General features: G+C 45.0%; 12 protein-coding genes. 1 reads left to right on the top strand and 11 read right to left on the bottom strand.

The window, feature by feature from the left end; translation table 11 throughout:
- Positions 1-18: 18 nt before the first annotated feature.
- The 4 genes from ahcY to rpsO form a co-directional block, all read right to left on the bottom strand.
- Positions 19-1,437, bottom strand: a complete 1,419-nt coding sequence (gene ahcY / locus BQ7394_RS24975) for an adenosylhomocysteinase (protein ID WP_075559868.1) — start codon at positions 1,435-1,437, stop codon at positions 19-21.
- A gap of 396 nt (positions 1,438-1,833) precedes the next feature.
- Positions 1,834-3,489: an AMP-binding protein gene (locus tag BQ7394_RS24980; protein WP_075559869.1), complete on the bottom strand. Its 1,656-nt coding sequence runs from the start codon at positions 3,487-3,489 to the stop codon at positions 1,834-1,836.
- A gap of 17 nt (positions 3,490-3,506) precedes the next feature.
- Positions 3,507-4,091, bottom strand: a complete 585-nt coding sequence (locus tag BQ7394_RS24985; protein WP_075559870.1) for a helix-turn-helix domain-containing protein — start codon at positions 4,089-4,091, stop codon at positions 3,507-3,509.
- Positions 4,092-4,241: 150 nt separating this feature from the next.
- Complete coding sequence (gene rpsO, locus BQ7394_RS24990; protein ID WP_075559871.1) at positions 4,242-4,511, bottom strand: 30S ribosomal protein S15; 270 nt, start codon at positions 4,509-4,511, stop codon at positions 4,242-4,244.
- 171 nt (positions 4,512-4,682) lie between these two features.
- Between rpsO and typA the strand changes: the two genes are divergently transcribed.
- On the top strand, positions 4,683-6,479 hold the full coding sequence (gene typA / locus BQ7394_RS24995; protein ID WP_075559872.1) for a translational GTPase TypA: 1,797 nt from the start codon (positions 4,683-4,685) through the stop codon (positions 6,477-6,479).
- 87 nt (positions 6,480-6,566) lie between these two features.
- Here typA and BQ7394_RS25000 read toward each other — a convergent pair whose 3' ends face one another.
- The 7 genes from BQ7394_RS25000 to BQ7394_RS25030 form a co-directional block, all read right to left on the bottom strand.
- Complete coding sequence (locus tag BQ7394_RS25000) at positions 6,567-7,214, bottom strand: hypothetical protein (protein ID WP_075559873.1); 648 nt, start codon at positions 7,212-7,214, stop codon at positions 6,567-6,569.
- A gap of 158 nt (positions 7,215-7,372) precedes the next feature.
- A complete protein-coding gene (locus BQ7394_RS25005; RefSeq protein ID WP_075559874.1) occupies positions 7,373-8,788 on the bottom strand; it encodes an NADH-quinone oxidoreductase subunit N in 1,416 nt (471 codons plus the stop codon).
- Positions 8,789-8,806: 18 nt separating this feature from the next.
- On the bottom strand, positions 8,807-10,318 hold the full coding sequence (locus BQ7394_RS25010; protein WP_075559875.1) for a complex I subunit 4 family protein: 1,512 nt from the start codon (positions 10,316-10,318) through the stop codon (positions 8,807-8,809).
- Between the two features lie 4 nt (positions 10,319-10,322).
- Entirely contained in the window at positions 10,323-12,251 is a 1,929-nt protein-coding gene (gene nuoL, locus BQ7394_RS25015; protein WP_075559876.1) for an NADH-quinone oxidoreductase subunit L, read from the bottom strand.
- 5 nt (positions 12,252-12,256) lie between these two features.
- Positions 12,257-12,571, bottom strand: a complete 315-nt coding sequence (nuoK, locus tag BQ7394_RS25020) for an NADH-quinone oxidoreductase subunit NuoK (RefSeq protein ID WP_046150801.1) — start codon at positions 12,569-12,571, stop codon at positions 12,257-12,259.
- Positions 12,572-12,575: 4 nt separating this feature from the next.
- A complete protein-coding gene (locus BQ7394_RS25025; RefSeq protein ID WP_075559877.1) occupies positions 12,576-13,088 on the bottom strand; it encodes an NADH-quinone oxidoreductase subunit J family protein in 513 nt (170 codons plus the stop codon).
- A complete protein-coding gene (locus BQ7394_RS25030; RefSeq protein WP_075560243.1) occupies positions 13,085-13,573 on the bottom strand; it encodes a 4Fe-4S dicluster domain-containing protein in 489 nt (162 codons plus the stop codon). The genes BQ7394_RS25025 and BQ7394_RS25030 overlap by 4 nt, the downstream gene beginning before the upstream one ends.
- Positions 13,574-13,592 lie beyond the last annotated feature (19 nt).

Below are 13,592 nucleotides of genomic sequence, written 5' to 3' on the forward strand. Positions count from 1 at the left end.
GTTTATAAAAGAGTCTGATCAATATCTGTAATGGTCTGCCTTGTACGGACCTTCTACCGGAACTCCGATATAGTCGGCCTGTTTAGGGCTTAATTTAGACAGTTTCACGCCGATGCGTTCGAGGTGCAGGCGGGCAACTTCTTCGTCCAGACGCTTCGGCAGGCGGTAAACACCTACTTCGTAAGCCATCTGCCACAAATCCATCTGCGCCAATACCTGGTTGGTGAACGAGTTACTCATCACGAATGACGGGTGGCCTGTTGCACAACCTAGATTCACCAAACGGCCTTCAGCCAATAGGAAGATAGAGTTTCCGGTAGGGAATGTATATTTATCTACCTGCGGTTTGATGTTGGTATGCTTGATGTTCGGGTAGTTGACCAGGTTGTCTACCTGTATTTCATTGTCGAAGTGACCGATGTTACAAACGATCGCCTGATCCTTCATCTGGGACATGTGTCCGATAGTGATGATGTCGCAGTTTCCGGTAGTAGTAACAAATATATTTCCTTCTTTAACGGCTTCTTCCATAGTAGTTACTTCAAAGCCTTCCATAGCAGCCTGTAATGCACAGATCGGGTCGATTTCAGTAACCAGTACGCGGGCTCCGTACGAACGCATGGAGTGAGCGCAACCTTTACCCACGTCGCCATATCCGGCAACAACTACTACTTTACCAGCAATCATCACATCGGTAGCACGTTTGATACCGTCGGCCAATGATTCGCGGCAACCGTACAGGTTATCGAACTTAGATTTTGTTACAGAGTCGTTCACATTGATAGCCGGAACCAGCAATTCGCCTTTTTCCATCATCTGGTACAGACGGTGAACACCGGTCGTTGTTTCTTCCGAAACACCTTTCATTTCGGCTATTGTACGATGCCAGCGCTGGTTGTCTTCCTTCAGGATACGGTGTAAAGTATCCAGGATAACCTGCTCTTCGTGGTTGCCCCCTTTGCGGTTGATCGTTTCTGCATCGTTTTCAGCACGATAACCCATGTGAACCAATAAAGAAGCATCGCCTCCGTCGTCTACAATCATCTGCGGACCTTTTCCGTCGGGGAAGCGGAGTGCCATGTCGGTACACCACCAGTATTCTTCCAGTGTTTCACCTTTCCAGGCAAAAACGGGAACACCTGTTGCAGCGATAGCTGCGGCGGCATGATCCTGTGTAGAGAAGATATTACAGCTTGCCCAGCGTACATCTGCTCCCAACGCAACTAATGTTTCGATCAACACTGCAGTCTGGATAGTCATATGCAGTGAGCCGGTGATACGGGCTCCTTTCAGAGGTTTCTGATCGGCGTATTTCTGACGAAGAGCCATCAGTCCCGGCATTTCGTGTTCGGCGATTTCGATTTCTTTACGACCGAATTCAGCCAAACTCATATCTGCCACTTTATAAGGCAGATTAGTTGGAAATAATTGTGACATAAATACTAATTATTTTAAATGTGAGGCAAAGATAACAAATTATTGGGTTGTAGGAATAATTCCTCGGGACAAACATATATCATCTCCTGGTATCATCAAAATTTCCTGCTTAGGAAATTCCAGTTTCCTGGGCAGGAAACGCTAGTTCCCCCGGCAGGAAATTGCAGTTCCCTGCGGAGGAAACTGGAGTTTCCAAAACGGGAAACTACGAGGAAACTGTAATCGACTGGGAACTAGATGTATATGTGGAAATGCGGAGAAGGTAGTTCTTCAAATAAAATGAGCATATACAAATAACGCAGAATACGCAGAAAAACGTAGACTTATTTGATTAATAATCAATGCAGTCTGCGATAATCTGCATATTCTGCGTTATCTATGTCCGGAAATTCTTAGTTATACCGGAGTGATGCCCTGTTCGGCCAGCAGTTTCAAACTGAGATCTTTCAGTTTGAACTTCTGTATCTTTCCGCTACCGGTCATCGGGAAGGTATCGACGAAGAAGATATATTTCGGTATCTTATGACGGGCGATCTTACCGCGGCAGAAGTCTTTTACCACATCGTCGGTCATGGTCACTCCTTCGTGCAGGATGATAAAGGCACCTACTTCCTCTCCGTATTTCTTTGACGGGACGGCAGCTACCTGAACATCCTTCACCCCTTCCAGATGGTAAAGATATTCTTCGATCTCACGCGGATAGACATTTTCTCCACCGCGTATAATCATATCCTTGATACGTCCGGTGATACGGTAATATCCGTTTTCGTCTTTGATCCCGAGGTCTCCACTATGAAGGAAACCATCTTTGTCGATTACTTCGGCGGTGGCGGCGGGATTGTTGTAATATCCTTTCATGTTGTTGTAACCGCGGTTGCACATTTCTCCCTGTACGCCAACCGGACATTCTTCGCCGGTCTCAGGATCGATGACACGTACTTCCGTAAATTCGTAGTCGCGGCCAACTGTGTTATGGCGTGCTTCTGCCGGATCATCGATACGGGAATGGGTCATACCCGGAGAAGTTTCCGTCAGACCGTACACGCTGGTCACCTGCATGAACATCTTTTCTTCTACCTGGCGCATCAGTTCCACCGGGCAAAGTGAGCCCGCCATGATACCGGTACGAAGCGAAGTCAGGTCGAACATCGGGAACATCGGATGGTTCAATTCTGCAATGAACATGGTCGGAACACCGTAAAGAGCCGTACAACGTTCTTTATGAATAGAAGCCAGGACAACCAGCGGGTCGAATTTCTCAACCATGACCTGTGTACAACCGTGTGTCAATACGTTCATAGAAGCCAGTACCACTCCGAAGCAGTGGAAGAGGGGAACACAACAACACAACTTGTCGTCGGTAGTGAACTTCATGTGCTCACCGGTCAACAGTCCGTTGTTGGCTATATTATAATGTGTCAACATAACGCCTTTCGGGAAACCTGTCGTTCCGGAAGTATATTGCATATTGACAACATCATGGCAATTGACGAGTTTTTTGGCATCTTCCAGCTTATCGTCGCTGATGTTTTCTCCCAGTAACAACAGTTCGGGGGTATTATACATGCCGCGGTATTTCTCCTGGCCGATATAAACCACGTTCTTCAATCTGGGGAAACGTTTGCTTTTCAGGTATCCGCGCTGTGACTCCCTTAATTCGGGAAGCATGGTATACATCATATCGATATAGCTTCCGTCGAAGACACCGTCGGTGATACACATGGTATGGATATCGGCATTTTCTGCCAGAAACTCCAGCTCATTCTGCTTATAATTCGTGTTGACTGTAACGGCTACAGCCCCGATTTTAGCGGCTGCATAAAGGAATGTCAGCCAGTCGGGTACATTGGTGGCCCAGATACCTACATGCGTGCCGTGCTCGATACCTATGGACAACATACCTTTTGCCATCCGGTCTACACGTTCGTTGAACTCTTTCCAGGTGAAACGCAGGTCGCGGTCTGAATAAACCAGATATTCTTTGTCCGGGCTTGTTTCGGCCCAGTGTTCGAGCCATTGCCCCAGCGTTTTATCTTGCAATTGTATTTCCATCTCTTTCTTCCGATTAGTTAGTAGGGGGTATAAACAACTCCAAGAATTTTAGCTGTACTGTCGGCAGCGGCATGTACATGGTGTGCAACGATCGAATCGTAATAAATACTGTCGCCTTCTTCCAGGATATAAGTATTCTTTCCGTAGTTTATTTCGAGAACACCTGCAAGTACATATATAAATTCTTCCCCTTCATGAGTCGAAAGGACAAAATCGACACCCTCTTCCGACGGAGCAACGTCGATCAGGAACGGTTCCATATGGCGTCCTGATTTATCCTGTGATAGAGAATGATATTCCATATGTTTACGGTTTTCCATTGAATTGTTGGTGAAACCGATGCTGTTTGAATCGTTACTATCTTTTTTACGGCAGATTACCGGGCCTAGTTCAGACTGGTCGTCAAGGAACGTACCCAGGCGAACACCCAGTACCCGTGCTATTTTGATGAGTGGTGCCAGCGAAGGAAAATCTACATTGCTTTCGATGCGTTCGATCTGTTCTACACTCAGGCCGGAACGTTCGGCCACTTCTTCGATGGAAAGTTGTTTAGAATCACGGATACTTTTTATCTTGGCTCCGATAATTTTGTTGTTTCCCATAAGTATGATTTTATTAGTATATCTTTTAATTTGTAACTAAACGCCGCAAATTTACATTAATATTTCATTTCCCAATGCAATTTGCTGAAAGAAAAAAAGGACAACCCATTAAAGAGTTGTCCTTTTGTGAACTTCCGGAGAAGTAGTTTCTTATTTTCTGATACCAAGCTCTTTGATGATAGAACGATATCTTTCGATATCAGTCTTGATCAGATAATCCAATAAACGACGACGTTTACCAACCAACATTTTCAGAGCTCTTTCAGTGCTATAATCTTTGTGATTAGCTTTCAAGTGTTCTGTTAAGTGTGCAATACGTACTGTGAACAGAGCGATCTGGCTTTCTGCAGAACCTGTGTCAGCAGCTGATTTGCCATACTTTTCGAATAATTCTTTTTTCTTTGCTGAATCTAAATACATGATTCTTTTTACTTTAATAAATTGATACTATATTATCTAAGCGGCGACAAAGATATGCATAACTTTTTTGTCTGGCAACAATTTTCATCGTCTTTTTTATATTTTGCAACATGAATATCACATACATATCGTAAAAATGTCGTACTTTTGCAGCCAATAAATTAGTCTTCGATGCAAAAACTCAGAAACATCGCGATTATCGCGCACGTAGACCACGGCAAAACGACGCTTGTGGATAAGATGTTATTAGCTGGTAAGCTTTTCCGTGAAGGACAGGCAGAACCGGATCAGTTCATGGACAACAATGATTTGGAACGTGAACGAGGAATTACGATTTTGGCCAAGAATGTCTCTATTAATTATAAAGATTACAAAATCAATATTATTGATACTCCGGGGCACGCCGATTTCGGAGGAGAGGTAGAGCGTGTATTAAACATGGCCGACGGTTGCTTGTTGTTGGTCGACGCGTTTGAAGGACCGATGCCTCAGACTCGTTTTGTATTACAAAAAGCAATCCAGCTGGGATTGAAACCGATTGTGGTTATTAATAAGGTAGACAAACCGAACTGTCGTCCGTCGGAAGTTCAGGAAATGGTTTTCGAATTGATGTTCAGCCTGGACGCAACGGAAGAGCAGTTGGATTTCCCGACAATCTATGGTTCTGCAAAACAGGGATGGATGTCGACCGACTGGAAAGAACCGAAAGAAGATATTCTGGCATTGCTGGATGCTATTATTGAATATATACCGGAACCGAAAGTCCTGGAAGGAACTCCTCAGATGCTGATCACTTCGCTGGACTTTTCAAAATATGTCGGACGTATTGCGGTTGGACGTGTTCATCGCGGAGAACTGAAAGAAGGCCAGGAAGTTATGTTGTGTAAACGTGACGGTTCGATGGTGAAATCAAAGATCAAGGAAGTCAATGTATTTGAAGGTTTGGGTCGTACAAAAGTTTCATCTGTTCAATCGGGTGATATTTGCGCTGTGATCGGGATCGAAGGTTTTGAGATCGGTGAAACGATTGCCGATGTGAATGAACCGGAAGCATTGCCGACAATCGCTATCGACGAACCGACCATGTCTATGCTCTTTACGATCAACAACTCTCCGTTCTTCGGAAAAGATGGTAAATTCGTAACATCACGTCATATATTCGAACGTCTGCAGAAAGAATTGGATAAGAACCTGGCTCTTCGTGTAGTTCCGACCGACTCTGCCGATTCATGGTTGGTGTACGGTCGTGGTGTACTTCACTTGTCTGTATTGATCGAGACAATGCGTCGTGAAGGATACGAATTGCAGGTTGGTCAGCCGCAGGTTATTATCAAAGAAATCGACGGTGTAAAATGTGAGCCGGTTGAACAGCTGACTATCAATCTTCCGGAAGAATCTTCCAGCCGTATTATCGATATGGTAACTAAGCGTAAAGGGGAGATGACCATGATGGAAAGCAAGAATGATCGTATGCATCTTGAATTCAATATTCCTTCACGTGGTATTATCGGTTTGAACAATGCTGTTCTGACAGCTTCTGCCGGTGAAGCGATCATGGCACACCGTTTCCTTGAATATCAACCGTGGAAAGGTGAGATCGAACGTCGTAACAACGGTTCGATCATCGCAATGGAAACGGGTACGGCTTTTGCTTATGCATTGAATAACCTGCAATCCCGCGGTCGTTTCTTTATTTCTCCGCAGGAAGAAGTTTATGCCGGTCAGGTCGTTGGTGAGCATTCTAAAGAAGGTGACTTGGTTGTTAATGTAACGAAATCGAAGAAGCTGACCAATATGCGTGCTTCCGGTTCGGATGATAAAGTATCATTGGCACCTCCTATTGTTTTCAGTCTGGAAGATGCTTTGGAATATATCAAGGCTGACGAATATGTGGAAATAACTCCGAACTACATGCGTATGCGTAAAGTTATTTTGGATGAAACAGAACGCAAGCGTCAGGGACGTTGATTCGAAATAAAATATTATTGGGTAAGGCGATGTGTATTAATATACATCGCCTTTTATTTTCAATGGAAAGTTTTATATTACCGCTCTCTAAAGAGCAGTAGCATAGTTATATACCTGTAAGACATCATCTATCGCATTAAAGTCGAAATCATTCTTTTTGATATACTCTTTCAAGACTTCTTTCTTTTCCGGAAAGGCTTTCAGGAATTGTTTTTCATTGATAAAACGGTATTGCTTTCCATTCCGTTCGATCCGGAATATCTTATCGATCCGGGTTAAAATCAGTTTTTCCGTTTCCAGTTTATGTACGGTGTTTCCGGACTGGAAGCTAGAATATGAGTCTACGGCTGAAGTCTCCGACCGTCCGCCATATCCGACGTTTTTCCCTTCCCAACGCATCGAGCCTCTATATTGGACAAAAATAGGAGGGTCCATCTGCAATACTTCCGTAACTCCGTCTTTGGTCGGAAGAAAGATTCTTTCGCCGATCTTGATCGTTGCAACCATTTCCGGCTCCAGGAATTCTTTTATATTATTATTGTCATTTTGATCGATGAACAGGAACTTTTTGATTAATAGACTGTAATTCATTGGAACTTGGAATTGTCGTCCATCCTTATAAAATACATATCCATCCTGAAAACCTTTTAACAGGAACTGTGTACTGTCTATCTGGGCAATGAGGCCGGATGTATGCATGATGCAGATCAGGCAAAATAGTAGAATCCGTTTCATAAATAGTCTATTAGGTGGTTACTAATATATTTGTTTCCAGCTGTAAATATAAACTATTTATGATTCATTCGTATAGAGAAGTGGTATATTTTTAGGCATAAAATAGGCTGATAAGGAGTTTGTTTATATTTTTATCAGCCTATTTCTTTATCAGTTCATTAGAATGTCTGCCTTCCTGCCCAGTCGATATACTGGTAAACAGAAGAGATAAATCCGATACAAAGAATGGCAATGCAGCAAAACATCAGTGTGGCTGTCATCACCTTTGTCCTGCCGACACATAACCGATCTTCCGGTGTATCGATAAAGATGTATTTGATAATACGCAGATAGTTATAAAGCGAAAGTACCAGGTTGATTCCTGCAAAAATAATCAGGATGTACATTCGGTCACCCATGGCGGAGGCCAATAGGAATAGCTTTCCGAAGAACCCGGAAGTGGGAGGTACACCTGCCAGCGAAAGCAGACTGACACCCATCATCAAAGCCAGGAACGGATTTGTGCGGTAGAAGCCTTTGAATGAATTCAAATCTTCTTTGCCTGTCGCATCGGCAACGGCTCCGAGTACACCGAAGAAACAAATGTTACTCAGTACATAGATCAGCATGAAGTAGAGGGTGGAATCGAGTCCCAGGATACTGTTACCCGTAATACCCACCAATACGAATCCGATTTGCGAGATGGAGGAGAACCCCAGCAAACGTTTCAGGTTTTGCTGGCGCATGGCAAATAAGTTACCGACCGTCATACTCAGGATAGCTACGACCGATATGATCTCAAGCCATTCGCCGGACAAATGCTGGAATACCGTCATCAAGATGGATACGAAAACAAAGACGATGGAACACTTGGATACGACCGACAGATAACTGGTGACAGCCATCGGTGCACCTTCGTACACATCGGCTGCCCATAAATGGAAAGGGACTGCCGACATCTTGAAGAAGAAGCCGCCCATCATAAAGGCAAAAGCTAGCAGCGTCAGCAGATCGGGGGTCAGGTTCGCCTGTAAATAGTCGAAACTAAGGTTTCCGTAAGCTCCATACAACAAGGATATACCGAACAAAAGCATTCCTGTAGAGAAGGCGGAAGAAAGAATGAACTTAATACCTGCCTCCGACGAACGCCGTTCATGCTTATTGAAGTTTGCCAGGGCAGCGATAGGAATGGTTGAAATCTCTATTCCCAGATACAGCATCAGTACATGGCCGCTCGACAATGTAATAAAGCCACCTAACAAGCTGCTTAGCATCAGGATATAAAACTCGATACTGATCTCTGCATGTTTGTAAAGCCAGCGTGAGGCCAGCAAAGGGATCAATAGAACGCCCAGGTTAAGGATCGTTTTTTCTAATTCGATCAGGTCGTTGGTCCGGAAGAACCCATTAAACAATGTCGCTGTCGGGATATGCAGGAAGCTTGCTGCAAAATTAATGAACAGGAGAATATTGACCGTCCACAGCAGTTGTTTGCGCGATTTATCCGCATCCATCAGTTTCATGACCAACAGAAGAAAGATCAGGACACATACTATCAGTTCAAATCGTAATATGGTGAAGAGTTCGGTACTCATAATCTTTTGTTTTATAAGTTAATATTGAAAAGCCTGTGTCAGTAACCGCTGAGCAATAACAAAACTGTCACTGTCGATCAAACGAATCACCCAAAAAGGACATGTTCCGATCAGGAAGATAGCAGCTATCAACAAGACTGATGCGAGTCTCTCTGAGGGGGTTGCATCTGTCATGCTTTTGACTGCCTTATTGCGTACTTCTCCCCAGATAACCGAGCCTACTGCCCGTAGAATATATACGGCCGTAATCACGATAGATGAGCAGGCTATTAAAGTTGCGACCCGGTAGAAAATCCCAGCCCGTTCCCAAGAACCGACAAAGATCGTCATCTCGGAAACAAAACCGCTCATCCCCGGCAACCCCAGTGAGCAGAGTCCGGCGATCAGGAAGGCGGAACCGATGAACGGAGCTTGATAAAGTACTCCTCCCAGTTCGCTGATCTGCCGGGTATGCGTACGTTGGTAGATCATACCGATCACACCGAAGAAGAGGGCTGTCATTACTCCATGTGAAACCATTTGCATCACTGCTCCCGTGATAGCTGTGCGGGTAAGCATTGCAATACCTAAGATGACAAATCCGCAGTGGCTGACAGACGAGAAAGCATTCATATACTTCAGGTCTTTTTGTTTTAAGGTAACGATAGCCCCGTATAGGATAGCGGTTGAAGCGAGGATGATAAATATCCATGATAATTCGTCGGCTGCTTCGGGAAACAGGAAGGTGGCTACCCGCAGACATCCGTATCCTCCCAACTTCATAGAAACACCGGCCAGAAACATAGAGGCGGCAGTTGGTGCCGACGAGTGACCGTCCGGAGCCCAGGAATGGAAAGGAAAGAGAGCTGTGAATACACCGAAGCCAATAAAGGTCAATAGGTATAACGGCCGTTGGTAATATACAGGCAGATGCGTCTGAGCCAGCTCTTGTAAATTCCAGGTGAAATGGCCGGAGACATCCCCGTTGAAGAAGTAGAGCATGACAATGCCGATAAAGACCAGTGCCGAACCTCCCATCAGCATCAGCGCCAGTTTCATGGCATTCTTTTCGTGTGCACCTGATCCCCAGATACCGATAAGCAGGTATTTCGGGATAACAGCGATCTCCAGGAAGAAGAAAAGCATGAACAAATCTGTTGCTATAAAGAAGCCATAAGCTCCGAACCCCAGCAGCGTGAGTAAGACATAAAACTCTTTGGATTGTTCCCGGATGTTTCCGGAGACCAGTATGCCGCCGAATACTACTAATGCAGTAAGTAATATCATTAACAACGAGATACCGTCGATCCCGTAGCTGAAGTTGATGTTCAGTGGTTCGAACCAGTTGAACGAGTCGGTAAAGAGTAACTCGCCTATATTGCCTGCCGTCATTTTCTCCTGTATGAAGCAATAGGCCAGAAAGATTGTATAGAGTAACTGTATGGCTCCACCGGCCATAGCTATCTTTCGGACTGTCTGTTGCCCTCTGGCGAGGAATAACAGGACGAGCGTAATACCGGGTATAAGTAAAAGTATCGTTAGTAAGTCCATCTTATCAAATATATTGAATGATTAGTAATATGGCCATTAAGAGAACCCCTCCAAGAAAGAAGAAGGCGTATGTCTGAATACGGCCGGATTGCATCCGTTTAATCAGCACACTGAAAGAGTAGCTTCCTTCCGCCAGTCCGTTAAGAGTTCCCTGTATGATATGAGTGTCTATAAAAGAGAACAGGCCTCCGAATCCTTTATCCATCACCTGTTTGGCGAAGAACAAGTACACGGTATCTATATAAAACTTATGGTAAGCCCATTGATAAAAGCTTCCCAGACTCTTTGCAAACGCAGTCGGCCTATCATTGCGTACGGCATAGAATGAGGCTGCTGTCAGAATCCCGATCAGCGCAGCAGATACGGGTAAAAGACTCGATAGAACGCTTACATGTAATTTATATGGCATTCCGTCGGCACTAACCAATTCTCCGAAAGGAATATATCCTGCAAATACAGTGCCGATGGTCAGTACGATCAGCGGTAAAGCCATTTGCCAGGGTTCATGTGCTTTTTCATCCGTTGCTTTCTTATTGAAGAAGACAAGGAAATAGATGCGAAACATATAGAAAGCAGTCAATCCGCTGGTGAGCAGAGCGACAACATATAATACCGGATGACTCGTCCATGTCGCTGCCAGAATAGCTTCTTTACTGAAGAAACCGGACAGGAACGGACATCCGGAGATAGACAAAGCCGCCAGTAGAAAAGCGATATGCGTAATGGGCAGGCTCTTTCGCAATCCTCCCATATCTTCCAGTTTTCCCGAATGTACGATGTGGATAATAACTCCGGCGCAGAGGAAAAGAGCTGCTTTGAAGAATGCATGTGTAAATAAATGGAACATCGAAGCCGTATATCCTTCGGCTGCCTCTTTGCCCCATCCGGCAACACCCAGCGCCAGTAACATATAGGCAATCTGTGAGATCGTAGAATAAGCCAGCACTTTCTTTAATTCGGTCTGTGTACAGGCTATTATTGCGGCAAACAAAGCCGTAAAAGCACTGAGTATGGCTATCACTTCCAGTGCTGCCGGAGCCGAAATAGCATAAACCGGAAACAACCGTGCCACCAGGAAGACACCGGCAACGACCATCGTAGCTGCATGGATCAGGGCACTGACAGGTGTAGGACCCTCCATGGCATCCGGTAGCCATACATGCAATGGGAAGATTGCCGATTTACCTGCACCTCCGGCAAAGACAAGCAGCAGAGCCCATGTCAATGTAGAAAAGCCGAGAAAGGAACTGTCTGTAAAAGCTGCCAGGTAAGATGATCCCGGATCGGTGAGCCGACTGATAATCTGTTCTATGTCGAACGAACCAGCTCCCGTACCCAGCATCAGGATACCGATCAGAAATCCCAGATCGGCAAAACGGGTGACGATAAAAGCCTTTTTCGCAGCTGCAATAGCGGCAGGCAGTTTGAAATAAAATCCGATCAACAGAAAGGAAGAAACACCGACCAATTCCCAGAAAAAGTAAATCTGGAAGATGTTGAATGCCATCACCAATCCCAGCATGGAGAAGGTGAATAGTTGCAGGTAAGCAAAATAACTCCCTAATCTTTCTTCTCCCTTCATGTAGCCGGTACTGTAAAGGTGGACAAATAGCGACACGGTCGAGATAACAATCAGCATCATAGCAATAATCGGTGTCAGGGTTATGCCCACATTGATCGAAAGCGTATCGGTGAAAGGCAGCCATTCGAAATCTATCAGGCGGCAAGGTTGGTAAATACCTGCCTGTTTGCCGAACTCGAAGAAATAGCCATAAGCCACTACCCACGACAATAACGCGGTCAGTACCAGTGACAGGGTAGCCAGTATGCCGGCCCCACGTGGAGTGAACCGTTTACCGGTCAGCGACAAGGTGATAAACCCGGCCAGAGGCAGTAAAAGGATTAATCCTGTATATAGTTCATAATTATTCATATCGGTCAGTATTTCATTGTCGTTGTATCATCGATATCTATGGTCTTGAACTTCCGGTAGAGATTGATAATGATCGCTATTGAAAGCGATACCTCTGCGGCGGCCACTATAATAATGAAAAGCGTGAAGAAGACGCCTTCCAGTTGTTCGGGGTAAAGATATTTGTTGAACGCCACGAAGTTTATGTTCACACTGTTCAGGATCAATTCGGTCGACATCAGTACAGTGATCAGGTTCCGGCGGGCAAAGAAACCGTAAGCTCCCAAGAAAAAGAGTGCCGAACTCAGTATCAGTATATGTGAAAGAGGTATTTGTTCCATAATCTTATTTCTTTTTATTACTTTGTGCAATTACAATACTACCGATCAGGGCAGCCAGCAATAAGACGCTGATTATCTCGAACGGATAGATGTACCCGTACTCGTTGAGGTTGAACAACTGATGTCCTATCTCATGGATATCCAGCACCTTCGAAGAGATCGTCTCCGACCGGAACGGATGATGCAGCAACACCCATAACACCAGCATAAAACCGCTGAAGGGCAGAAACAGTGCCCAGAACAGCCGCCGGGGAATGGGTAACGGTAATTTCGCTCCTGTATTGTGGGTCAGGAAGATGGAGAAGATGATAAGCACCACAATTCCTCCCACATAGATCATGATCTGAAGGGCTGCCACAAAATTCATCTCCATCATTATGTACAATCCCGCAATCCCTATCAGGCAGAGAAGCAGGAAGACTGCCGACCGGAAGATGCTCCGGCTGAATACACAGAGGGCACCCAATGTGAGTATCCCTGCTGAAAGTACGTAAAATAGAATTGCTTCGGCATTCATATTTGTTCCTCCTTTCTATTGGCGGGCAGATGACGTTCGTTGAGGAGCTTCACCAGTTTCCGCTTGTCATATTCACTGTTTTCAAAATGATTGGTCATCTCGAGTGCACCGAAGTTACAGGAGTCTACGCACTGACCGCAGAAAGTGCAACGTCCCAGGTCGTAGATATATTCACTGAGAACGCGTTTGCTTTTCCCTTCCGGTGTAGTCACTTTCTCCACTTTGATTTGGATCGTATCGTTGGGACAGGCGGTTTGGCAAAGGGTACAGGCAGTACATTTCAGTTCACCGTTCTCATCCTCTATCAGATGAAGCTCCGCTTCGAAACGTTCCGGGATATAGAGCGTCGTTTCCCGGTTTTCGGGATACTGCTGTGTCAGTATCCGGGCTGGATGCACCATACTGCTGAATGTACGGAACATTCCTTTACCGAGCGACCCCATAGCCGCACCGATGGAATAGATATAATTAATGCATTTATTCATTTTCAATACTCCTTTTTCC

It is taken from the genome of Parabacteroides timonensis, assembly GCF_900128505.1.
GTDB lineage: Bacteria > Bacteroidota > Bacteroidia > Bacteroidales > Tannerellaceae > Parabacteroides > Parabacteroides timonensis.

Coding starts and splice junctions, on each gene's coding strand:
- ahcY (WP_075559868.1), bottom strand. CDS start 1,437: ATGTCACAATTATTTCCAACTAATCTGCCTTATAAAGTGGCAGATATG.
- BQ7394_RS24980 (WP_075559869.1), bottom strand. CDS start 3,489: ATGGAAATACAATTGCAAGATAAAACGCTGGGGCAATGGCTCGAACAC.
- BQ7394_RS24985 (WP_075559870.1), bottom strand. CDS start 4,091: ATGGGAAACAACAAAATTATCGGAGCCAAGATAAAAAGTATCCGTGAT.
- rpsO (WP_075559871.1), bottom strand. CDS start 4,511: ATGTATTTAGATTCAGCAAAGAAAAAAGAATTATTCGAAAAGTATGGC.
- typA (WP_075559872.1), top strand. CDS start 4,683: ATGCAAAAACTCAGAAACATCGCGATTATCGCGCACGTAGACCACGGC.
- BQ7394_RS25000 (WP_075559873.1), bottom strand. CDS start 7,214: ATGAAACGGATTCTACTATTTTGCCTGATCTGCATCATGCATACATCC.
- BQ7394_RS25005 (WP_075559874.1), bottom strand. CDS start 8,788: ATGAGTACCGAACTCTTCACCATATTACGATTTGAACTGATAGTATGT.
- BQ7394_RS25010 (WP_075559875.1), bottom strand. CDS start 10,318: ATGGACTTACTAACGATACTTTTACTTATACCCGGTATTACGCTCGTC.
- nuoL (WP_075559876.1), bottom strand. CDS start 12,251: ATGAATAATTATGAACTATATACAGGATTAATCCTTTTACTGCCTCTG.
- nuoK (WP_046150801.1), bottom strand. CDS start 12,571: ATGGAACAAATACCTCTTTCACATATACTGATACTGAGTTCGGCACTC.
- BQ7394_RS25025 (WP_075559877.1), bottom strand. CDS start 13,088: ATGAATGCCGAAGCAATTCTATTTTACGTACTTTCAGCAGGGATACTC.
- BQ7394_RS25030 (WP_075560243.1), bottom strand. CDS start 13,573: ATGAATAAATGCATTAATTATATCTATTCCATCGGTGCGGCTATGGGG.